Source organism: Pseudomonas sp. NY15356 (assembly GCF_048068175.1).
In the GTDB taxonomy this organism is placed as follows: Bacteria; Pseudomonadota; Gammaproteobacteria; order Pseudomonadales; family Pseudomonadaceae; genus Aquipseudomonas; species Aquipseudomonas putida_K.
Genome location: NZ_JBLUPW010000007.1, coordinates 155,676 through 175,968, shown reverse-complemented (window position 1 = coordinate 175,968; position 20,293 = coordinate 155,676). Strand labels below are relative to the sequence as shown.

17 protein-coding genes and 1 tRNA gene are annotated in these 20,293 nt (G+C 65.2%); 14 read left to right on the top strand and 4 right to left on the bottom strand.

The features are described from left to right. Window positions 1-20: 20 nt before the first annotated feature. A tRNA-Asp gene (locus tag ACNFCI_RS08430) sits at window positions 21-97 on the top strand. Between the two features lie 189 nt (window positions 98-286). Continuing rightward, window positions 287-1,126, top strand: a complete 840-nt coding sequence (locus ACNFCI_RS08425; protein ID WP_368829247.1) for a DUF2242 domain-containing protein — start codon at window positions 287-289, stop codon at window positions 1,124-1,126. Window positions 1,127-1,325: 199 nt separating this feature from the next. Here the strand turns inward: ACNFCI_RS08425 and ACNFCI_RS08420 are convergent, their stop codons facing one another. Both ACNFCI_RS08420 and ACNFCI_RS08415 read right to left on the bottom strand, forming a co-directional pair. Further along, window positions 1,326-2,411: an AraC family transcriptional regulator ligand-binding domain-containing protein gene (locus ACNFCI_RS08420; RefSeq protein WP_368829246.1), complete on the bottom strand. Its 1,086-nt coding sequence runs from the start codon at window positions 2,409-2,411 to the stop codon at window positions 1,326-1,328. 3 nt (window positions 2,412-2,414) lie between these two features. Further along, window positions 2,415-3,533, bottom strand: a complete 1,119-nt coding sequence (locus ACNFCI_RS08415; RefSeq protein ID WP_084855066.1) for a carbon-nitrogen hydrolase family protein — start codon at window positions 3,531-3,533, stop codon at window positions 2,415-2,417. Between the two features lie 186 nt (window positions 3,534-3,719). On the opposite strand from ACNFCI_RS08415, the gene ACNFCI_RS08410 reads away from it, so the two are divergent. Both ACNFCI_RS08410 and ACNFCI_RS08405 read left to right on the top strand, forming a co-directional pair. Further along, window positions 3,720-5,756 (top strand): NADPH-dependent 2,4-dienoyl-CoA reductase, encoded by a 2,037-nt coding sequence (locus ACNFCI_RS08410; RefSeq protein WP_084855067.1) that lies wholly within the window; start codon window positions 3,720-3,722, stop codon window positions 5,754-5,756. A gap of 66 nt (window positions 5,757-5,822) precedes the next feature. Continuing rightward, window positions 5,823-6,719 (top strand): 1-aminocyclopropane-1-carboxylate deaminase/D-cysteine desulfhydrase, encoded by an 897-nt coding sequence (locus ACNFCI_RS08405; RefSeq protein WP_084855068.1) that lies wholly within the window; start codon window positions 5,823-5,825, stop codon window positions 6,717-6,719. On the opposite strand, the gene ACNFCI_RS08400 is transcribed toward ACNFCI_RS08405, so the two are convergent. Then, window positions 6,710-7,255 (bottom strand): cytochrome b, encoded by a 546-nt coding sequence (locus ACNFCI_RS08400; RefSeq protein WP_084855069.1) that lies wholly within the window; start codon window positions 7,253-7,255, stop codon window positions 6,710-6,712. The two genes, ACNFCI_RS08405 and ACNFCI_RS08400, sit on opposite strands and share 10 nt — an antisense overlap. A gap of 164 nt (window positions 7,256-7,419) precedes the next feature. Continuing rightward, window positions 7,420-8,409, bottom strand: coding sequence for a DUF1853 family protein (locus ACNFCI_RS08395; protein ID WP_368829245.1), 990 nt, complete (start codon window positions 8,407-8,409; stop codon window positions 7,420-7,422). A 57-nt stretch (window positions 8,410-8,466) separates the two neighbouring features. On the opposite strand from ACNFCI_RS08395, the gene ACNFCI_RS08390 reads away from it, so the two are divergent. The 10 genes from ACNFCI_RS08390 (at window position 8,467) to ACNFCI_RS08345 (ending at window position 20,219) form a co-directional block, all read left to right on the top strand. After that, complete coding sequence (locus tag ACNFCI_RS08390) at window positions 8,467-9,357, top strand: NAD(+) kinase (protein WP_084855071.1); 891 nt, start codon at window positions 8,467-8,469, stop codon at window positions 9,355-9,357. Beyond that, the gene (locus ACNFCI_RS08385; protein WP_084855072.1) at window positions 9,357-10,328 is read left to right on the top strand and encodes a metallophosphoesterase; all 972 of its coding nucleotides are present in this window, start codon (window positions 9,357-9,359) and stop codon (window positions 10,326-10,328) included. Before ACNFCI_RS08390 ends, ACNFCI_RS08385 begins: the two co-directional genes overlap by 1 nt. Beyond that, the gene (locus ACNFCI_RS08380; protein WP_084855073.1) at window positions 10,325-11,200 is read left to right on the top strand and encodes a rhomboid family intramembrane serine protease; all 876 of its coding nucleotides are present in this window, start codon (window positions 10,325-10,327) and stop codon (window positions 11,198-11,200) included. The genes ACNFCI_RS08385 and ACNFCI_RS08380 overlap by 4 nt, the downstream gene beginning before the upstream one ends. A gap of 13 nt (window positions 11,201-11,213) precedes the next feature. Continuing rightward, window positions 11,214-11,474: a YeaC family protein gene (locus tag ACNFCI_RS08375; protein WP_084855074.1), complete on the top strand. Its 261-nt coding sequence runs from the start codon at window positions 11,214-11,216 to the stop codon at window positions 11,472-11,474. Beyond that, the gene (locus ACNFCI_RS08370) at window positions 11,471-12,301 is read left to right on the top strand and encodes a DUF2797 domain-containing protein (RefSeq protein ID WP_084855075.1); all 831 of its coding nucleotides are present in this window, start codon (window positions 11,471-11,473) and stop codon (window positions 12,299-12,301) included. The genes ACNFCI_RS08375 and ACNFCI_RS08370 overlap by 4 nt, the downstream gene beginning before the upstream one ends. A gap of 13 nt (window positions 12,302-12,314) precedes the next feature. Further along, window positions 12,315-14,972, top strand: coding sequence for an aminopeptidase N (gene pepN, locus ACNFCI_RS08365; RefSeq protein WP_416767812.1), 2,658 nt, complete (start codon window positions 12,315-12,317; stop codon window positions 14,970-14,972). Window positions 14,973-15,257: 285 nt separating this feature from the next. Next, window positions 15,258-16,271 (top strand): WD40/YVTN/BNR-like repeat-containing protein, encoded by a 1,014-nt coding sequence (locus tag ACNFCI_RS08360; RefSeq protein WP_416767818.1) that lies wholly within the window; start codon window positions 15,258-15,260, stop codon window positions 16,269-16,271. Then, window positions 16,268-18,670, top strand: coding sequence for an RND family transporter (locus ACNFCI_RS08355; RefSeq protein ID WP_368829243.1), 2,403 nt, complete (start codon window positions 16,268-16,270; stop codon window positions 18,668-18,670). The genes ACNFCI_RS08360 and ACNFCI_RS08355 overlap by 4 nt, the downstream gene beginning before the upstream one ends. A gap of 165 nt (window positions 18,671-18,835) precedes the next feature. Further along, a complete protein-coding gene (locus ACNFCI_RS08350) occupies window positions 18,836-19,123 on the top strand; it encodes a DUF5629 family protein (protein WP_084855079.1) in 288 nt (95 codons plus the stop codon). Then, a complete protein-coding gene (locus ACNFCI_RS08345) occupies window positions 19,089-20,219 on the top strand; it encodes a lactonase family protein (RefSeq protein WP_368829242.1) in 1,131 nt (376 codons plus the stop codon). Before ACNFCI_RS08350 ends, ACNFCI_RS08345 begins: the two co-directional genes overlap by 35 nt. The last annotated feature ends 74 nt before the right edge of the window (window positions 20,220-20,293 follow it).

Genomic DNA, 20,293 nt, shown 5'->3' with positions numbered 1-20,293 from the left:
GGCGTAAGCCTGAACGATACGCAGCGGTAGTTCAGTCGGTTAGAATACCGGCCTGTCACGCCGGGGGTCGCGGGTTCGAGTCCCGTCCGCTGCGCCATCTTCGCCTCGAGGTCCCTTGAACACCTCGAAGCCTACGAAAAAGCGACCCTCGGGTCGCTTTTTCGTTTTCTGCACCCAGCCCGGCATGCAATGATGAATTTTGCTCGATCAGGCCAGCGCCGCAGTTTCAGTGAGCGTTCTTGTGTTGCACAATACACACCGTTTGTCCTTTTCTCCGGAATCCAAGATGTCCAGATCTTCCGTCTTCGGTGCGCTCGGGCTGGCCCTTGTGCTGGCGGGCGTGTCCGGTTGTTCCTCGAAAAAGCCCGCCATCTACGAGCACGAAAACTTCGATGATTCGGGCACCTTTTCGCGCAGCTTTCCGGTGAGCGAGGCGGGCTCCTGCGAGGCCGCCCGTCGTGCGCTGCTCAGCCAGGGTTACATCATCACCAGCAGCGGCCCCAACCAGATCGCGGGCAACAAGAGCTTCCAGCAGAACAGCGACAACCATCTGCAGATCAGCTTCAATGTTACCTGCGCACCGGACACCAATGACGAACAGCGTTCCACCATGTTCGCCAACGCCTTGCAGGACCGCTACGCCCTGAAAAAATCCAATACGTCGGCCAGCCTGGGGGTGGGGGTGCTGGGGTCGGTGTCCATGCCCATTGGTTCGAGCGACGATTCGATGGTCAAGGTGGCCAGCGAGACGGTCACTGCGCCGCAGTTCTATGAGCGCTACTTCGCGTTGGTGGAAAGCTACCTGCCCAAGTCGAAGAAGGTGGAGAAGGCCGAGCCGAAGGTGGAAGCGCCCAAGCCCGCGCCTGAGCAACCGGCGCCTGCCCTGGGGTTGCCTGAGCAGGCGTCCACTGCCCAGCCGGCCCCGGCACCGGTTGCCGTCGAAGCACCGGCTCCTGCGCCTGTGGTCGAGGCACCCGTCACGACTGCGCCTGCCAGCGAAGTACAGGCCGCTCCGGTCGTGGACGACAGCCAGGGCTCCCAGCCCATCGCCCCGCCTGCCGAGCCTGCGCCGATCGAAGTGCAGCAAGAGGCGCCTGTGACCGAGGCGCCACCCGCGCCGTTGTAATTGTCCATTCCTGTAGGGGCGGGTACTCATTGGCCTTTATGGGCGCGGGTAAATCCGTTCCCACAGTGCTCATCGTCTACCACGTTGTCATGATGCGTTCATCCAATGCGCTTAGCGTGGCGGCATGACCCGACCGATGAATGACTGACGAGGATGCAGCGATGGACGATTACCAGGAAGAACTGCTCGAATTCCAGGCCTACGAATTGGACCCGATGGAGCCGGCAGACGACGCTACCGAGCTCTGACCCTCCCGCCGCTGGTTGCGGCGAAACGCGCCGGGCGTGATGCCGGTCCAGCGCTTGAATGCGCGCTGGAAGGCCTCGGCCGAGGCAAACCCCAGCAGATAGGCGATTTCGCCGAAGGCCAGCTGCGTATCGCGGATATAGGTCTCGGCCAAGTCGCGGCGTGTATCGTTGAGCAGGTTGCGAAAGCGTGTGCCTTCTTCGGCCAGCTTGCGCCGCAGCGTCCAGGTCGGCAGCTGCAGGTGGCGCGCCACCGCTTCCAGATCCGGTTCCTGGCCGCCATTGAGTAGGGGGCCCAGCAGGTGGGTGATGCGTTCACCCAGGCTGCGCACGCGCGTGCGCTGGGCCAGCTCTGCTTCGCATAGCTGCAGCAGGTGGTGCCAGGTGCTGGGGCAATGCTCGGGGTTGGGCAGCTCGAGGGTCGCGCGGTCCAGCCGCAGCTGGTTGTTGACGGCTGCGAACTGCACGGGGGTCACGCACAGGGGTTGGTACTGCGCGGCATAGCTGGGCGCCTCGAACTCGATGTCCATCCGCTCGGCCTGTACCGGCACGCCCGCCAGCTGCGACAGCTGCGCCAGCCAGCCGGCCAGCAGCGAATCGACCACGAAACGGTTGTAGGCGTTGTAGGGGCTGATCGAGTAGAAGCGCAGCCAGGCGCCCTGGCGGTCTTCGAGAAAACTCGACTGGCCACGGTAGTTGGCCGCATATAAGGGTTCGAAGCGCAGCAGCGTGCGCGCGGCATCGCCCAGGGTCGGGGCCTGGGCCGCGGTTATGCCCGCCAGCCCCGCCTGGGCCAGGCGGCTCGCGCGGCCCATGCGCAGCCCCAGTGCCGGCTCGCCACACAGTTCGATAGCGGCATGGCCCAAGTGCATGTAGCGCGGAATCGACAAACGTGCACCGGCCTCGGCCAGGCGGGAGGCGTCCAGGCCGTAGCGGCGCAGCAAGGGCGCCGGGTCGTGCCCCAGCTGCTCCAGCGCCTCGCCCAGGGGCTGGACGAAGCCTACCGAGAGGTCACCCAGGCGCACGCGTGGCCGGGCCATCGATCACAGCCAGAGGTTGAGCAGACGGGCACCCTGGCTGGGGTTGCCGGCCAGGTGCTGGCCTGCCTGGTTGGCAAAGCCCTGGCCGTCGCTGCCCTGCTCCCAGAACTGGCCGCGCAGGAACACGCTCAGGCTGGGCGTGCTGGCGTTGGCAGTCAGGGTCAGGCGCTGCCAGGCAGCCTGTTCATCGACCTCGCCGCGCTGCAATGGCAGTGCACTGGCCGCATCCTGGTGGCGATTGCCACGCCAGGGAGCATTCCAGGTGTGCTTGCCGGTGAGGAACACCGGGTTGGCGATCAGCTCCACCGATTGGCGGGCCAACTGCTGGTAGTTTTCCGGGTACCAGCTGTCGCTGCCCACCAGCACGCCCAGGCGCCCGGCCGGGGTCTGGATGACCTGCAGCGGGTGCTGGCGGCCATCATGGATGTAGCGACGCACTTCGCTGTCGGGATACTGCTGGCGCTGCGGTTGGCCGAGCACGGTGCCGTCGGCCCCGAACACCAGGCTGCTGTTGAACAGCGGGCCGCTGCCAGGGTGCAGGATGCCGCGGTCCACGTATGGAGCGGGAAGTACGATGGAGCCTGCCACCAGCGTTACACCGAATTCCTTGGCCAGGCCACCGAACAGTTGTTGATAGTCGCGGGCCATCTGCTCGGCTTTCATGCGCAGGTGGGCGTCGGCGCGGCGGTCGTCGCCCGTGGCGGTGAGCATGGCCAGGCCGTAGCGCAGTGGGTTGCTCAGCTCCAGCCATTGCCAGGCTTCCCGGCGCTGGGTCACCTGGTACAGCTCGTTCTTTTCGCCGCGGGCCCACAGCCAGGTGCCGATGTGTTCGGGCAACACGACCACGGTGCGCGGCCCCACCAGGCCCTGGGCCCGGGCCTGCTCCAGGTAGGCCGACAGCTTGCGGTGCAAGCGCTGCAGGTTCTGGTAGTCGCCCGGGTAGAGCAGGGGTTCGACCCCCAGCAGGTTGCCATGCTCGCCCGGCACGCCATGGTTGAGCGCCAGTTCGATGCGCAGGTCGGACAGGTAGTGGCCTTCCGGCCGCTGCAGGGTCCAGAAACCGTAGCCGCAGAGCGCGGCGATCATTACCAGCGCCAGGGCGCTTGCCAGGAGTTTTCGCATGAGGCGGCCAGGGCACCTTTCTAATCAAGGGTGTCCTAGGGTAGACCTGCTGTATATCAGGATCAACAAGTTGTCACTTTCGATCATTGAGCACGATCAAACGCCCGTTTAATGTCAGGGCCAGACAAACGACGGGGCCTGCGAGGCGCCCGCATACCGTGATCACGCCTGATAGGGAGTTCATCCATGGCTGCCGACCGTTACCCGCACTTGCTGGCCCCGCTGGACCTGGGCTTCACCACCCTGCGCAACCGCACCCTGATGGGCTCGATGCACACCGGCCTGGAAGAGCGCCCGGGCGGCTTCGAGCGCATGGCGGCGTATTTCGCTGAACGTGCCCGCGGCGGCGTTGGCCTGATGGTCACCGGTGGTATCGCGCCGAACGACGAAGGCGGCGTGTATTCCGGCGCGGCCAAGCTCAGTACCGAGGAGGAGGCCGACAAGCACCGGATCGTCACCGAGGCCGTGCATGCCGCGGGTGGCAAGATCTGCCTGCAGATCCTCCACGCCGGGCGTTACGCCTATAGCCCCCGCCAGGTCGCGCCCAGCGCCATCCAGGCGCCGATCAACCCCTTCAAACCCAAGGAACTGGACGAGCAGGGCATCGAAAAGCAGATCGCAGACTTCGTCAACTGTGCCACGCTGGCCCAGCGCGCGGGCTACGATGGCGTCGAGATCATGGGGTCGGAAGGCTACTTCATCAACCAGTTCCTCGCCGCCCATACCAATCAGCGTACCGACCGTTGGGGCGGCAGCTACGAGAACCGCATGCGCCTGGCCGTGGAAATCGTGCGCCGGGTGCGTGAGGCAGTAGGGACCGAATTCATCATCATCTTCCGCCTGTCGATGCTCGACCTGGTGGAAGGGGGCAGCACCTGGGACGAGATCGTGCAACTGGCCAAGGCCATCGAGCAGGCCGGGGCTACCTTGATCAACACCGGTATCGGCTGGCACGAGGCGCGTATTCCGACCATTGCCACCAAGGTGCCGCGCGCGGCTTTCACCAAAGTGACCGCCAAGTTGCGTGGCGCTGTGAGCATTCCGCTGATCACCACCAACCGCATCAACACCCCCGAGGTGGCCGAAGCAGTGCTGGCCGAGGGCGATGCTGACATGGTGTCCATGGCCCGGCCTTTCCTGGCTGACCCGGAGTTCGTCAACAAGGCCGCCGCAGGCCACAGCGACGAGATCAACACCTGCATCGGTTGTAACCAGGCCTGCCTGGACCACACCTTCGCGGGCAAGCTCACCAGTTGCCTGGTCAACCCTCGTGCCTGCCACGAGACCGAGCTCAACTACCTCCCAGTCACCCAGATCAAGCGCATCGCCGTGGTCGGTGCGGGCCCCGCAGGTCTGGCCGCGGCTACCGTGGCCGCCGAACGCGGCCACCAAGTGACGCTGTTCGACAGTGCCAGTGAAATCGGCGGGCAGTTCAATGTCGCCAAACGTGTGCCTGGCAAGGAAGAGTTCCATGAAACCCTGCGTTACTTCCGCAACAAGGTGGCGCGCACCGGTGTCGACCTGCGCCTGAATACTCGGGTCGGGGTCGATGAGTTGGTGGCGGGCGGTTTTGATGAAATCATTCTCGCCACCGGCATTAGCCCGCGTACGCCGGCGATTCCGGGCATCGAGCATGCCAAGGTGTTGACCTACCTGGACGTGCTGCTCGAGCGCAAGCCGGTGGGCAAGCGGGTGGCGGTGATCGGTGCGGGGGGGATCGGCTTCGACGTGTCCGAGTATCTGGTGCATGAGGGCGTGGCCACCAGCCAGGACCGCCAGGCGTTCTGGAAGGAGTGGGGCATCGATACCCGTCTCGAGGCCCGGGGCGGCGTCGCAGGCATCAAGGCCGAACCGCACGCGCCGGCCCGCCAGGTGTACCTGCTGCAGCGCAAGAAATCCAAGGTGGGCGATGGCCTGGGCAAGACCACCGGTTGGATCCACCGCACGGGCCTGAAGAACAAGCAGGTGCAGATGCTCAACAGCGTCGAGTACCTGGCGATCGACAACGATGGCCTGCATGTACGCATCGGTGAGGGCGAGCCGCACGTGCTGGCGGTGGACAACGTGGTGATCTGCGCGGGCCAGGAACCGTTGCGCGAGTTGTACGACGGGTTGGTGGCGGCGGGGCAATCGGTGCATTTGATCGGCGGCGCCGATGTGGCGGCGGAGCTCGATGCCAAGCGGGCGATCAACCAGGGGTCGAGGTTGGCTGCGCAGTTGTGATCGGCCGGTTGGAACGGGCCGCTGTGCGGCCCAATCGCCGGGCCAGGCTGTTGATATACTCGCCCGATGTCCGAAACCTTCGCCAACCTTCCCCAAGCTCCGTTGCAACCATTGCCCTTGCCCTGGCTCGACCAAGCCGGTGTCGAGGTCGCGGTGCTGCGCCTGGACCTCATCGACCCGCTGGTCAGTGGCAACAAATGGTTCAAGCTGCGCCATCACCTGCTCGAGGCCCAGGCCGCCGGCGCACCGGGCCTGATCAGCCTGGGGGGCAATCATTCCAATCATCTTCATGCCCTGGCAGCAGCAGGCAAGCGCTTCGGCTTCGCCACCGCCGGGCTGTTGCGTGGCCACGCGCAGGACACCCCCACGGTGCGTGACTTGCAAGCCTTGGGCATGGAGTTGCACTGGCTGGGCTATGGCGGTTACCGCGAACGTCACCAGGCAGGCTTTTGGGCGCCCTGGCAAGCACGTTACCCGGGCTGGCACTGCATTCCCGAAGGCGGTGCCGGGCTGGCCGGTGCCGAGGGCTGCCGGTTGATCGTCGAGCAGGCGAGGGCGCAGCTGGGAAGCATGGGCTGGGCAGGCCATGACGGGTGGTGGCTGGCGGTCGGCACGGGTACCACTCTGGCGGGCCTGGTGCTCGCCGAAGCTGGCGGCCGGACGGTACATGGCGCATTGGCAGTGCCGCGTGGCCATGGCGTCGAGCAGAACCTCGCCGGGTTGGTGTACGGCGGCCATGAACTGCACGACGCCTGCCGGGGCGGGTTCGGTCGCTTCGACGATGAACTGCTGGCCTTCATCGACGAGAGCGAGCGTCACAGCGGCGTGCCGCTGGAGGCCGTATACACCGGCAAGGCCTTGATGGCCTTGCGAGACCAGGTCGCGGCCGGGCGCTTTGCGCCTGGCACGCGCCTGATCTTCCTGCATACCGGTGGGCTGCAGGGGCGTCGCGGCTACCGGTGAGGCAGCATGCGCACCAGCGTGTTGTCGCGCTGGACGTAGTGATGGTAGAGGCCGGCCACGGCGTGCACGCCGATCAGCCAGTAACCCCAGCTACCGATGCGTTCATGCCAGCCTTTGATGAACTTGGCCAGGTCTGTATCCGGGGCGGTCAATGCCGGAAGCTCGAGGCCGTAGAAGGGGATCGGCTTGTCGGCGGCGCTCAGGATCAACCAGCCTGCCACGGGCAGGCCGATCATCATCAGGTACAGCAGTACGTGCACCAGGTGCGCCAGGCCCGTCTGCCAGGCCGGTGGCTTGGGCAGGATCGGCGGGGCAGGGCGGATCAGGCGCATGGCCAGGCGCAGCCAGACCAGGATGAACACCGTCAGGCCCAGCATGAAGTGCATGTCCTTCATCAGGTTGCGTTCGGCGCTGTCCTTGGGAAACAGGCCGCGCAGCTCGATGGTGGCATAGACGGCGGCCAGCAGTACCAGCATGAGCCAGTGCAGGGTGATCGAGAGGCGCGCGTAGTGCGTCGAGGGGGCGGGTGAAACCATGGGTAGTCCTCATCATCAGGGCGGGGGAGCGCTCTTTGTGGCGCTTGATTGCAACTCTAATCGTTCGCTGAGGATTTTTCTTTGAGCCAGGTCTTTGAAATTGATCTTGGCAATGCTGGCCCAATCGCAGGCCAAGCCCGCTCCTACAGGAGCAGTGACAGCCATCAAGCCGGTAGGTAGGGCCAATCATCCGCGACCAGGAACAAGCGCTCGGCTTCCTCCCAGTTACCGTTTCCGGCGTCTTCCAAACGGACCAGCATGTGCGCCGGCGCCTGGCTATCCAGTTCGCCAAGCCAAGCGTCGAATTGCATAGGCGACCAGCACGCGTGCGCCTCGATCCGCGCAGGCGCCAGCCAGGCATGCCGGGCCAGAGGCTGCCAGCGCCCGGCGGGGCTGGCTTGCCGGTAACTGTCCCAATCGCTTCGATGCAGCCAGCGCCCACGCAGATGGTGTGGATCGGCGCCGACCGGCGCTTGCGCATGCCTCGGCCAGGGGTAGAACAGGTAGCCACCGAGCCAGGCATGCGCATGAACCTCGCTCACGCCCAGCAGCGCCAGGGCCGTGCGGCTCTGGGCACTGGCCGAAATGGGCAGTTGGTGCCCGGCCAGGTGGTTCAGCTTGCGGTCCAGCCGGTCGTGGCAGCCCGGGCCCAGCCAATGCGCCGGGTCGTGGCCATCCCCGCCAGGTGGCCCGAGGTAGAGCTTGATGGCCAGTTCCAGATGGTGCACACCCTCTCGGTCACGCAGGATGATATCCAGCTCCCCGAGGGTATGCCCGCCTTCACGGATCGGCAGGTTGGCCGCCAGCAACTCGATGCCGGGCGCCTGGCCCAGGGCGAACTGCCACAGGCTTTCGTAGTACTGGCCCAGGCGGTGGCTGGTGAGGCGGGCGAGCCAGTCGCGCAGCGGCCGGTCGTTCTGATCCAGCGCCAGCAACCATTGGCGCAGGCGCGCGGGGTCATGCGCCCAGGCACTGGCGGCCAGCGGGTGGCGTTGCGCGCAGGGCGGCTGGCCGAGCAAAGGTGGCGACACCAATACCCATGCCAGGTCGCGCACCGCAGGGCGGCGCAGTTGGCAGGGCAGGGCGTGAAGATCGGCGAACGGCATCATCCCGCGAGCATAGCCGGTTTGCCGCTGGCCGGTCGTTTCGCCCATAATCCCCGAGGCCGCACCGGCCACCCGTCACCCGCCGCAGAGCCTCGCAGGAGCCCCATGGAGCAATTTCGCAATATCGGTATCATCGGACGCCTTGGCAGCTCCCAGGTGCTCGACACCATTCGCCGGCTGAAAAAATTCCTGCTCGAGCGCCACCTGCACGTGATCCTCGAGGACACCATCGCCGAAGTGCTGCCCGGCCATGGTCTGCAGACCTCCACGCGCAAGCTGCTGGGCGAGGTGTGCGACCTGGTCATCGTGGTCGGTGGCGACGGCAGCCTGCTGGGCGCAGCCCGCGCCCTGGCCCGGCACAACATCCCGGTGCTGGGCATCAACCGTGGCAGCCTGGGGTTCCTCACCGACATTCGCCCCGATGAGCTCGAGGTCAAGGTCGCCGAGGTGCTCGACGGCCATTACCTGGTGGAAAACCGCTTCCTGCTCCAGGCCGAGGTGCGCCGCCACAACGAGGCCATAGGCCAGGGCGATGCGCTCAACGACGTGGTGCTGCACCCGGGCAAGTCGACGCGGATGATCGAATTCGAAATCTACATCGATGGCCAGTTCGTCTGCAGCCAGAAGGCCGACGGCCTGATCGTCGCCACCCCCACCGGCTCCACCGCCTACGCGTTATCCGCTGGCGGGCCGATCATGCACCCCAAGCTCGACGCCATCGTCATCGTGCCGATGTACCCGCACACCCTCTCCGGGCGGCCGATCGTGGTGGACGGCAACAGCGAACTGAAGATCGTGGTGTCGCAAGACCTGACGATCTACCCGCAGGTGTCCTGCGATGGCCAGAACCATTTCACCTGCGCGCCGGGCGATACCATCACGGTGTGCAAGAAACCGCAGAAGCTGCGCCTGATCCATCCGCTGGACCACAACTACTACGAGGTCTGCCGCACCAAACTCGGCTGGGGCAGCCGTTTGGGTGGTGGAGGCGACTGATGCTCGATCCGGCGCGAAGTTTCGACATCATCGGCGATGTCCACGGTTGTGCCCTGACCCTGGAACGCCTGCTCGACACCCTTGGCTACAAGCGCATCGGCGGTGTCTGGCGCCACCCGTGGCGCCAGGCGCTGTTCCTGGGCGACATCGTCGACCGCGGCCCGCGTATCCGCGAGGCGCTGCACATCGTCCATGACATGGTCGAGGCCGGCCAAGGGTTCTGCATCATGGGCAACCATGAATACAACGCCCTGGCTTGGGTCACCCCGGCGTTGCCCGGCAGTGGCAAGGCCTACGTGCGCGAGCATACGCCCCGCCATGCCCGCCTGATCGACGAAACCCTGACCCAGTTCGCCCAGCACCCGGGCGACTGGCATGACTTCCTCGAGTGGTTCTACACCTTGCCGCTGTTCGTCGACGCTGGCCGTTTCCGCCTGGTGCATGCCTGCTGGGACCCTCGCCTGATCGAGCCGCTGCGCCGGGAATACCCCGACGGGTGCATCGACGAACACTTCATCCAGGCCTCGGCGGTGTCCGGCAGCTTCGCCGCCACCGTGTGCAACCGCCTGCTGCGCGGCACCGACATGCGCCTGCCGGACGGCCTGACGCTGACCGGTGGCGATGGCCTGACCCGTGCCTTCTTCCGCACCAAGTTCTGGGAAGAAGACCCACAGACCTACGGAGATATCGTGTTCCAGCCCGACGCCCTGCCCGAGGAAGTGGCCCGCACACCCTTGAGCCACAGCGAGAAGAATGCCCTGCTGCGTTACGGCGAGGACGAGCCTTTGCTGTTCGTCGGCCATTACTGGCGCAGCGGCCGACCCGCGCCGATCCGCGCCAACCTGGCCTGCCTGGACTACAGCGCGGTGCTCTACGGCAAGCTGGCGGCCTACCGCCTGGACGACGAAACCCGCATCGACCCGCACAAGTTCGTCTGGGTCGATGTCGACCGCCCGCAGGCCAACCAATGAACGTGGTCGAGGCGATGCGCCTGCCGCTGGCAGTGGACCTGGGCGGTTTCGTGCGGATGCTGCGGCGCCTGCAGGTGCCGCACCGGGTGGTCGAGGAGGGCCAGGAGCAGGTGCTCTGGGTGCCCGAGTCGCTGGCCGACGACGTGCGCCAGTTGTACCAGCGCTTCCCCGAAGGCAACGATGACCTGGACATCGAAGGTGCGGGCCTACCCGCGAACGGCCCGGCCCAGCCATCCCTCGCCGATCAGGCCCACGCCTGCAAGGTCACTGCCGCCATATTGCTGTTGTGCCTGGTGGTGGCCGGCGTGACCGGCCTGGGTGACAATCTGTCGACCATCGGTTGGTTCACCTTCCTGGAATTCCGTGTACAGGGCGAGTACCTGTACTTCACCCCGCTGGCCCAGGGCCTGGCCGAAGGGCAATGGTGGCGCCTGGTATCGCCCATGCTGCTGCATTTCGGCGTCCTGCACCTGGCGATGAACGCCCTCTGGTACTGGGAGCTGGGCAAGCGCATCGAACTGCGCCAAGGCCCATGGATGCTGCTGGGCCTGACCCTGGTGTTCAGCCTGGTCTCGAACCTTGCCCAGCACTACACCAGCGGCCCCAGCCTGTTCGGCGGTTTGTCCGGCGTGCTCTATGGCCTGCTCGGGCACGTGTGGCTGTACCAGTGGCTGGCGCCCAACCCCCTGTTCAGCCTGCCCAAGGGCGTGCTGGTGATGATGCTCATCTGGCTGTTGGTGTGCCTGACGGGTGTGGTCGGCCAGCTCGGCTTCGGCCAGGTCGCCAATGCCGCCCACGTCGGCGGGCTGCTCATCGGATGCCTGACCGGGCTCTTGGGCGGGGCGCTGGCACGGCGTAAACTGTCGGCCTGATTGAGGAGACGCTATGTCCACGTTCGCGCAAATGATCCAGAACATCACCCCCGAAATCTACGAAAGCCTGAAGCTGGCCGTGGAAATCGGCAAATGGGCCGACGGCCGCAAGCTGACCCCGGAGCAGAAGGAACTGTCCCTGCAGGCGGTGATCGCCTGGGAGATGAAGAACCTGCCCGAGGAGCAGCGTACCGGCTACATGGGCCCCCAGGAGTGCGCGTCGAAGTCGGCACCGGTCCCCAACATCCTGTTCAAATCGGACTCGGTACATTGATCGAACTCGCTCGTGGCTCTTTGAGCAAGATGGCGGTGCGCCTGGAAGCACCGGTCGTTCAATACAGTTTCCGCCTGGGTGAGGAGCAGGTGCCGGTCAACCCGCTGATCGGGTCCACCGTGCGCCTGGAATACCTTGGCGCCATCCATTGCACCCATTGCGGCAAGCGCACCAAGACCAGCTTCAGCCAGGGCTATTGCTACCCCTGCATGACCAAGCTGGCCCAGTGCGACGTGTGCATCATGGCCCCGGAAAAATGCCATTACGACGCCGGCACCTGTCGCGAGCCGTCGTGGGGCGAACAGTTCTGCATGACCGACCATGTGGTGTACCTGGCCAACTCGTCGGGTATCAAGGTCGGCATCACCCGTGCCACGCAACTGCCTACGCGCTGGCTCGACCAGGGCGCCAGCCAGGCCCTGCCGATCATGCGCGTGGCCACCCGGCAGCAGTCGGGCCTGGTCGAAGACCTGCTGCGCAGCCAGGTGCCGGACCGCACCAACTGGCGCACGCTGCTCAAGGGCGATGCCGAGGTGCTCGACCTGCCGGCCATCCGTGAGCAGATCTTCGATGCCTGTGCCGAGGGCCTGCGCGGCCTGCAGGCGCGCTTCGGCCTGCAGGCCATCCAGCCGGTACCCGATGCCGAGGTGGTCCAGATGCGCTACCCGGTCGAGGCCTACCCGAAAAAAATCGTCAGCTTCAACCTCGACAAGGACCCGGTGGCCGAAGGCACGCTGCTGGGCATCAAGGGCCAGTACCTGATCTTCGACACCGGCGTGATCAACATTCGCAAGTACACGGCCTACCAGTTGGCCGTGCACCAGTAAAAGGACCAGCACTATGCGTACCGAACAACCGCAAGTGATCTACCTCAAGGACTACCAGGCGCCCGAGTACCTGATCGACGAGACGCACCTGACCTTCGAGCTGTTCGAGGACCACAGCCTGGTCCATGCGCAGCTGGTCATGCGCCGCAACCCGGCGCGCGGCGCCGGCCTGCCGCCACTGGTGCTCGACGGCCAGCAAGTGGAGCTGCTGAGTGTGCAGCTCGACGACCAGGCCCTGGCCGCCGGCGACTACCAGCTCGACGACGACAGCCTGACCCTGCAGCCCAAGGCCGAGCGCTTCACCCTCGACACCAGCGTGCGGATCCACCCGGAAAGCAACACGGCCCTCGAAGGCCTGTACAAGTCCGGCAAGATGTTCTGCACCCAGTGCGAGGCCGAGGGGTTCCGCAAGATCACCTACTACCTCGATCGCCCGGACGTGATGAGCACCTTCACCACCACGGTGATCGCCGAGCAGCATCGCTACCCGGTGTTGCTGTCCAACGGCAACCCCGTCGGCAACGGCCCGTCGGAAGATGGCCGCCACTGGGCCACCTGGGAAGACCCGTTCAAGAAGCCGGCCTACCTGTTCGCCCTGGTCGCCGGTGACCTGTGGTGCGTCGAGGACACCTTCACCCGCCAGTCCGGCCGCGATGTGACCCTGCGTATCTATGTCGAGCCCGAGAACATCGACAAGTGCGACCACGCCATGGTCAGCCTGAAGAAGTCCATGCGCTGGGACGAAGAAGTCTATGGCCGCGAGTACGACCTGGACATCTTCATGATCGTTGCAGTCAACGACTTCAACATGGGCGCCATGGAAAACAAGGGCCTGAACATCTTCAACTCCAGCTGTGTGCTGGCCCGGGCCGAGACCGCCACCGATGCCGCCCACCAGCGCGTCGAAGGCGTGGTGGCCCACGAATACTTCCATAACTGGTCGGGCAACCGCGTGACCTGCCGCGACTGGTTCCAGCTGTCGCTCAAGGAAGGCTTCACGGTGTTCCGCGATGCCGAGTTCAGTGCCGACATGAACTCGCGCACGGTCAAGCGCATCGAGGACGTGGCCTACCTGCGAACCCACCAGTTCGCCGAGGATGCTGGCCCCATGGCCCACCCGGTGCGCCCGGACAGCTTCATCGAGATTTCCAACTTCTACACCCTGACTGTGTACGAGAAGGGGGCCGAGGTGGTGCGCATGGTGCGTACCCTGCTGGGCGCGGAAGGCTTCCGCAAGGGCAGCGACCTGTACTTCGAGCGCCACGATGGCCAGGCGGTGACCACCGACGACTTCATCAAGGCCATGGAAGACGCCAACGGTGTCGACCTCACCCAGTTCAAGCGCTGGTACAACCAGGCCGGCACCCCGCGCCTGGAGGTCAGCGAAGCCTTTGACGCCGCGGCCCAGCGCTACAGCCTGACCTTCCGCCAGAGCTGCCCGCAGACCCCGGACAAAGCCCAGAAACTGCCGTTCGTGATCCCGGTCGAGCTGGGCCTGCTCGATGCCCAGGGCAACGACCTGCCGCTGCGCCTGGCCGGCGAAGCCGCGCCACAGGGCACAAGCCGCGTACTGTCGGTGACCGAGGCCGAGCAGACCTTCACCTTCGAAGGCATCGCGGCCAAGCCGCTGCCCTCGTTGCTGCGCGGCTTCAGCGCGCCGGTCAAGCTGAGCTTCCCCTACGACCGCGACCAGCTGATGTTCCTCATGCAGCACGACAGCGACGGTTTCAACCGCTGGGAGGCGGGGCAGCAACTGTCGGTGCAGGTATTGCAGGAGTTGATCGGCCAGCATCAGCGCGGCGAGGCGCTCAAGCTCGACCAGCGCCTGATCACGGCGCTGGGCACCGTGCTGGGCAACGCGTCGCTGGACGCGGCGATGGTCGCCGAGATGCTCTCGCTGCCAGGCGAGGCGTACCTGACCGAGATCAGCCAGGTGGCCGACGTCGAGGCCATCCACGCTGCCCGTGAGTTCGCCCGCAAGCAAATCGCCGAGCAACTGTTCGATGCCCTGTGGGCGCGCTACCAGGCCAACCGCGAGGTGTCGGCGAAAACCGCCTATGTCGCCGAGGCCGAGCACTTCGCCCGGCGCAGCCTGCAGAACATCGCCCTGTCGTACCTGATGCTCAGCGGCAAGCCAGAGGTGCTGGCGGCAACGCTGGAGCAGTTCGACCAGTGCGACAACATGACCGAGCGCCTCACCGCCCTGGCGGTGCTGGTCAACTCGCCGTTCGAAGCCGAGCGCGCCAAGGCCCTGGACGCCTTCGCCGAGCACTTCAAGGACAACCCGCTGGTCATGGACCAGTGGTTCAGCGTGCAGGCGGCCAGCCCCCTGCCGGGCGGCCTGGCGCGGGTCAAGGCGCTGATGCAGCACCCGGCCTTCACCCTGAAGAACCCGAACAAGGTGCGTGCGCTGATCGGTGCCTTCGCCGGGCAGAACCTGGTGAACTTCCATGCCGCCGACGGCTCGGGCTACCGCTTCCTGGCGGACCTGGTGATCGAGCTCAACGCCCTCAACCCACAAATCGCTTCGCGCCAGCTGGCGCCGCTGACCCGCTGGCGCAAGTATGACGATGCACGCCAGGCGTTGATGCGTGGCGAGCTGGAGCGAATCCTGGCGTCTGGGGCGTTGTCCAGCGATGTGTATGAAGTGGTGAGCAAGAGCTTGGCATAAGGCCCAGGGGGCCGCTTGGCGGCCCTTTCGCGGGGCAAGCCCGCTCCTACAGTGGTACAGCGCGGCCTTCAGGGTGGTGCGGTCCGGTGTAGGCGCGGGCTTGCCCCGCGATGCTTTCGAGTGCTTAACAAAACATAACGTCCCGCTCGTTGTCTTCCCGCCGATAACCCCGATACGATGGCCCCAAAGCTATTGCAGGGCTCTGGAACAGGCTTTTCGCAGTACCTGGCAATAGATTGACCCACTACAAGAACACAACAGGGGGCGATCATGACGGATCGGGTGATGGCGCAAGCCAGGCGCGGTGCCTGGCCGCTGGCGGCCAGTGCGCTGCTGGCGTTGGCGTTGGCGACAGGAGCAGGGGGTGCACGAGCCGCGGCGGCCGAGGAGTATTCGGTGGAGTCGGCGCGGGCCAGCCAGAGCCTGCTGATCGATGTCGCCCATGCCGGCAAGCGGCTGGTGGTGGTCGGCGACCGGGGCCATATCCTGTTCTCCGACGACCAGGGCAAGACCTGGGCCCAGGCCCGGGTACCCACCCGTCAACTGCTCACCGCCGTGTTCTTCCTCGACGACAAGCGTGGCTGGGCCGTCGGTCATGACGCTCAGGTGCTGGCCAGCAACGATGGTGGCGCCACCTGGAGCAAGCAGTTTGAAGACCTCGCCCGCGAGGCGCCCCTGCTCGATGTCGCCTTCCTCGACGCCCAGCACGGTTTCGCCGTCGGCGCCTATGGCGCATTGCTCGAGACCACCGATGGTGGCCAGCATTGGCAGGACATCGGCGAGCGCCTGGACAACCCCGACCAGCTGCACCTGAACGCCATCGCCCAGGTCAAGGATGCCGGCCTGTTCATCGTCGGCGAGCAGGGCAGCATGTTCCGCTCCAGCGATAACGGCCAGAGCTGGTCCGTGGTCCAGAGTCCCTACGAGGGGTCGCTGTTCGGCGTGATCGGCACCACCCAGGCGCGCACCCTGCTGGCCTATGGCCTGCGCGGCAACCTGCTGCGCTCCACCGATTTCGGCGATACCTGGCAACCGATCCCGCTCAAGACCGCCCGCGGCCCATTCGAGTTCGGCCTGGCAAGCGCTACGCTTCTGGAAGATGGCAGCCTGGTGCTGGTGGGTAACAGTGGCAGCGTGTTGCGCAGCCAGGATGACGGCCAGAGCTTCTCGGTCTACAACCGCGCCGACCGCATCGCCTTGTCGGCTGCCACGGGCCTTGCCGACGGCGGCTTGCTGCTGGTCGGGCAGGGCGGGGTGCACCTGGCCACTGCCCAGGGCGCCGAGGAGGTGCAGCCATGACCAGCCGGGAGAGCTTCGACATGCACCAGCAACACCATCAGGACAAGGCCACCCTGCTCGAGCGGCTGATCTTCAACAACCGGCCGGTGGTCATTGCCCTGTGCCTGCTGGTGAGCATCTTCCTGTTCTGGCAGGCCACGCAGATCCGCCCGTCCACCAGCTTCGAGAAGATGATCCCGCTGCAGCACCCGTTCATCGAACAGATGATCGAGCACCGCAACGACCTGGCCAACCTTGGCAACACCGTGCGTATCTCGGTGGAGGCGGTCAATGGCGATATCTTCGACAAGGACTACATGGAGACCCTGCGCCAGATCCACGACGAGGTCTTCTACATTCCTGGCGTCGACCGTGCGGGACTCAAGTCGCTGTGGAGCCCGGCGGTGCGCTGGACCGAGGTCACCGAAGACGGTTTCGCCGGCGGCGAGGTGATCCCCAACACCTACAACGGCTCGGCGCAAAGCCTCGAGGAGCTGCGCGACAACGTGCTCAAGTCCGGCCAGGTCGGGCGCCTGGTGGCCAACAACTTCAAGTCCAGCATCGTCGACGTGCCGTTGATGGAGAGCTACCCGGACCCACAGGACCAGAGCAAGCAGGTCAAGCTCGACTACCAGCAGTTCTCCCACCAGCTGGAAGAGAAGATCCGCGACAAGTTCCAGGCCCAGAACCCCAACGTGAAGGTGCATATCGTCGGCTTCGCCAAGAAGGTCGGTGACCTGATCGACGGTCTGGTGATGGTGGTGATGTTCTTCGGCGTGGCCCTGGCCATCACCTGGGCCTTGCTGTACTGGTTCACCTGGTGCATCCGCAGCACCATCGCGGTCCTTATCACCACCCTGGTGGCGGTGGTCTGGCAACTGGGGTTGATGCATGCGGTGGGCTTCGGGCTGGACCCGTATTCGATGCTGGTGCCGTTCCTGATCTTCGCCATCGGCATCTCCCACGGCGTGCAGAAGATCAACGGTATCGCCTTGCAGTCCAGCGGTGCCGACAATGCTCTGACCGCAGCTCGGCGCACGTTCCGCCAGCTGTTCCTGCCGGGCATGATCGCCATCCTGGCCGACGCCGTGGGCTTCATCACTTTGCTGGTGATCGACATCGGGGTGATCCGCGAGCTGGCCATCGGTGCGTCGATCGGCGTGGCGGTGATCGTCTTCACCAACCTGATCCTGCTGCCGGTGGCGATCTCCTATGTGGGCATCAGCCAGAAGGCCATCGCCCGCAGCAAGAAGGACGCGACCCGCGAACATCCGTTCTGGCGCCTGCTGGCCAATTTCGCCAGCCCCAAGGTGGCGCCGGTGTCCATCGCCCTGGCCCTGGCGGCCTTCGCCGGTGGCCTGTGGTACAGCCAGAACCTGAAGATCGGCGACCTCGACCAGGGCGCGCCGGAGCTGCGTCCGGACTCACGCTACAACCAGGACAACAACTTCATCATCAACAACTACTCCACCAGTTCCGACGTGCTGGTGATCATGGTCAAGACGCCGTCGGAGAGCTGCTCGATCCATTCCACCATGGCGCCGATCGACGAGCTGATGTGGACCATGGAGAACACCCCGGGCGTGCAGTCGGCGATTTCCCTGGTCACCGTGTCCAAGCAGGTGATCAAGGGCATGAACGAGGGCAGCCTGAAATGGGAGACCCTGTCGCGCAACCCGGACGTGCTCAACAACTCCATCGCCCGTGCCGACGGCCTGTACAACGCCGACTGTTCCCTGGCGCCGGTGCTGGTGTTCCTCAACGACCACAAGGCCGAGACCCTGGAGCGCGTGACCTCGGTGGCCAAGGCCTTTGCCGACAGTCACAACAAGGATGGCCTGCAGTTCCTCCTGGCGGCGGGTAATGCCGGCATCGAAGCGGCCACCAACGAGGTGATCAAGTCGGCCGAGCTGACCATCCTGGTGCTGGTCTACCTGTGCGTGGCGGTGATGTGCCTGATCACCTTCCGCTCACTCGCCGCGACCCTGTGCATCGTCCTGCCCCTGGTGCTGACCTCGGTGCTGGGCAACGCCCTGATGGCGTTCATGGGCATCGGCGTGAAGGTCGCCACCTTGCCGGTGGTCGCCCTGGGCGTAGGTATCGGCGTGGACTACGGCATCTACATCTACAGCCGCCTGGAGAGCTTCCTGCGTGCCGGCCTGCCGCTGCAGGAGGCCTATTACGAAACCCTGCGGTCGACCGGCAAGGCCGTGCTGTTCACCGGGCTGTGCCTGGCCATCGGCGTGTGCACCTGGATCTTCTCGGCGATCAAGTTCCAGGCCGACATGGGCCTGATGCTGACCTTCATGTTGCTGTGGAACATGTTTGGCGCGCTGTGGCTGCTGCCGGCGCTGGCGCGGTTCCTGATCAAGCCGCAGAAGCTGGCGGGCAAGGTGGGCGGGTCGATCTTCGCCCATTGATCCACACGGGGCCGCCTTGCGGCCCAATCGCCGGCAAGCCGGCTCCCACCGAGATTGCGCCGCTCTCAAGACTTGCGAAATCCCTGTGGGGCCGGCTTGCTGGCGATTGGGCTGCACAGCAGGCCCGGGGTTATACTGGCGCCCCACTTTTTACCTGGTGCTCCAATGTCTTCCCTCGCCACCGCCCTCGCAGCCTGCGACATGCTGCTGATCGACGGGCTCCACGCCTTCGACTTCACCTACGACGACTCAGGCCTTTCGATCGAATGCATGGACGGTCGCCAGCTGCGTCGCTGGCGCTTCACCCCCGAACAAGTGGCCGCTGCCATCGCCGAGGGCGACCAGTGGCGGCTCGCCGATGCCGAAGGCGAGCATCGGCTAGTCTGTATGGATGCCCTGCGCGCTTCGGAAGATGACGATGATGAAGACCTGGAAGAGCCTGCTGGCCGCTAGTCTCATGGGCCTGACAGTGAACAGTCATGCCGCGGTACTGCTCGTTGGCAGCTACACCGACGGTGCCAGCCAAGGGATCTACCGCTACCGCTTCGACAGCGACAGCGGCCAGGTCGATGCCAAGCCGTTGCAGGTGGTCAAGAGTGTCAGCCCGTCCTGGCTGGTGCTGTCCGCCGACCAGCGCCTGCTGTTCGCGGTCAATGAAACGCCCCAGGGCCAGGTGAGCAGCTTTTCGCTGAATGCCAAGGGTGACATCAAGCTGCTCAACCAAGTGGCCAGCCGTGGCGACGAACCGACCCACGCCAGCCTCAGCCATGACCAGCGTTACCTGTTCGTTGCCAACTATGCCGTCGCGCCGGAGCCGGGCGGCAGCCTGACGGTGCTCCCGGTGGCACGCGACGGCAAGCTCAAGGGCGTGGTCCAGCAATTGCGCCATGCGCCCAGCAAGGTCAACCCCGAGCGCCAGGCCGGGGCCCATGTGCATTCGGTGGTATTCTCGCCCGAAGGCCGTCACCTCTATGCCAGCGACCTGGGTGCCGACCAGGTGTTCATCTACCGCTACGACGGGGCCAGCCCCGAGCATCCGCTGAGCCCGGCGATTCCCGCGTCGGTCAGCCTGCCGCCAGGCAGCGGCCCGCGACATCTGCTGTTCGATGCCAAGGGCCGGCACGCCTACCTCACCCTGGAGATGAGCGCCGAGGTGGTGATGTTCGACGTGCAGGACGGCAACCTGGTGGAACGCCAACGCCTGCCCCTGACCGAGCGGCAGGAGGCCGCGGCCAAGGCCGCCGGCGGGCTGCACCTGTCGGCCGACGGGCGCTTCCTGTATGTCAGCAACCGCGGTACCAGCAACGAGATCGTGGCCTACGCGGTCGACAAGCACGATGGCCAGCTGACCCTGTTGCAACGCCGCTCCGTCGAAGGCGACCACCCACGGGAGTTCAGCCTCGACCCCAGCGGCAAATTCCTGTTGGTGGCCAACCAGAAGAGCAACCAGATCGTGGTCCTGCGCCGCGACCCGCGTAGCGGCAAGCTGGGCGAAACCGTGCAGAAACTGGCCCAGGATGCGCCATCGGATCTCAAGTTTCTCGAGTGACCCTCGATTGGATTGAAAAGGCTGGTAATAGCACAACGCCATGTGTTTGAATTTGACGCTGTATTTTTGACTCG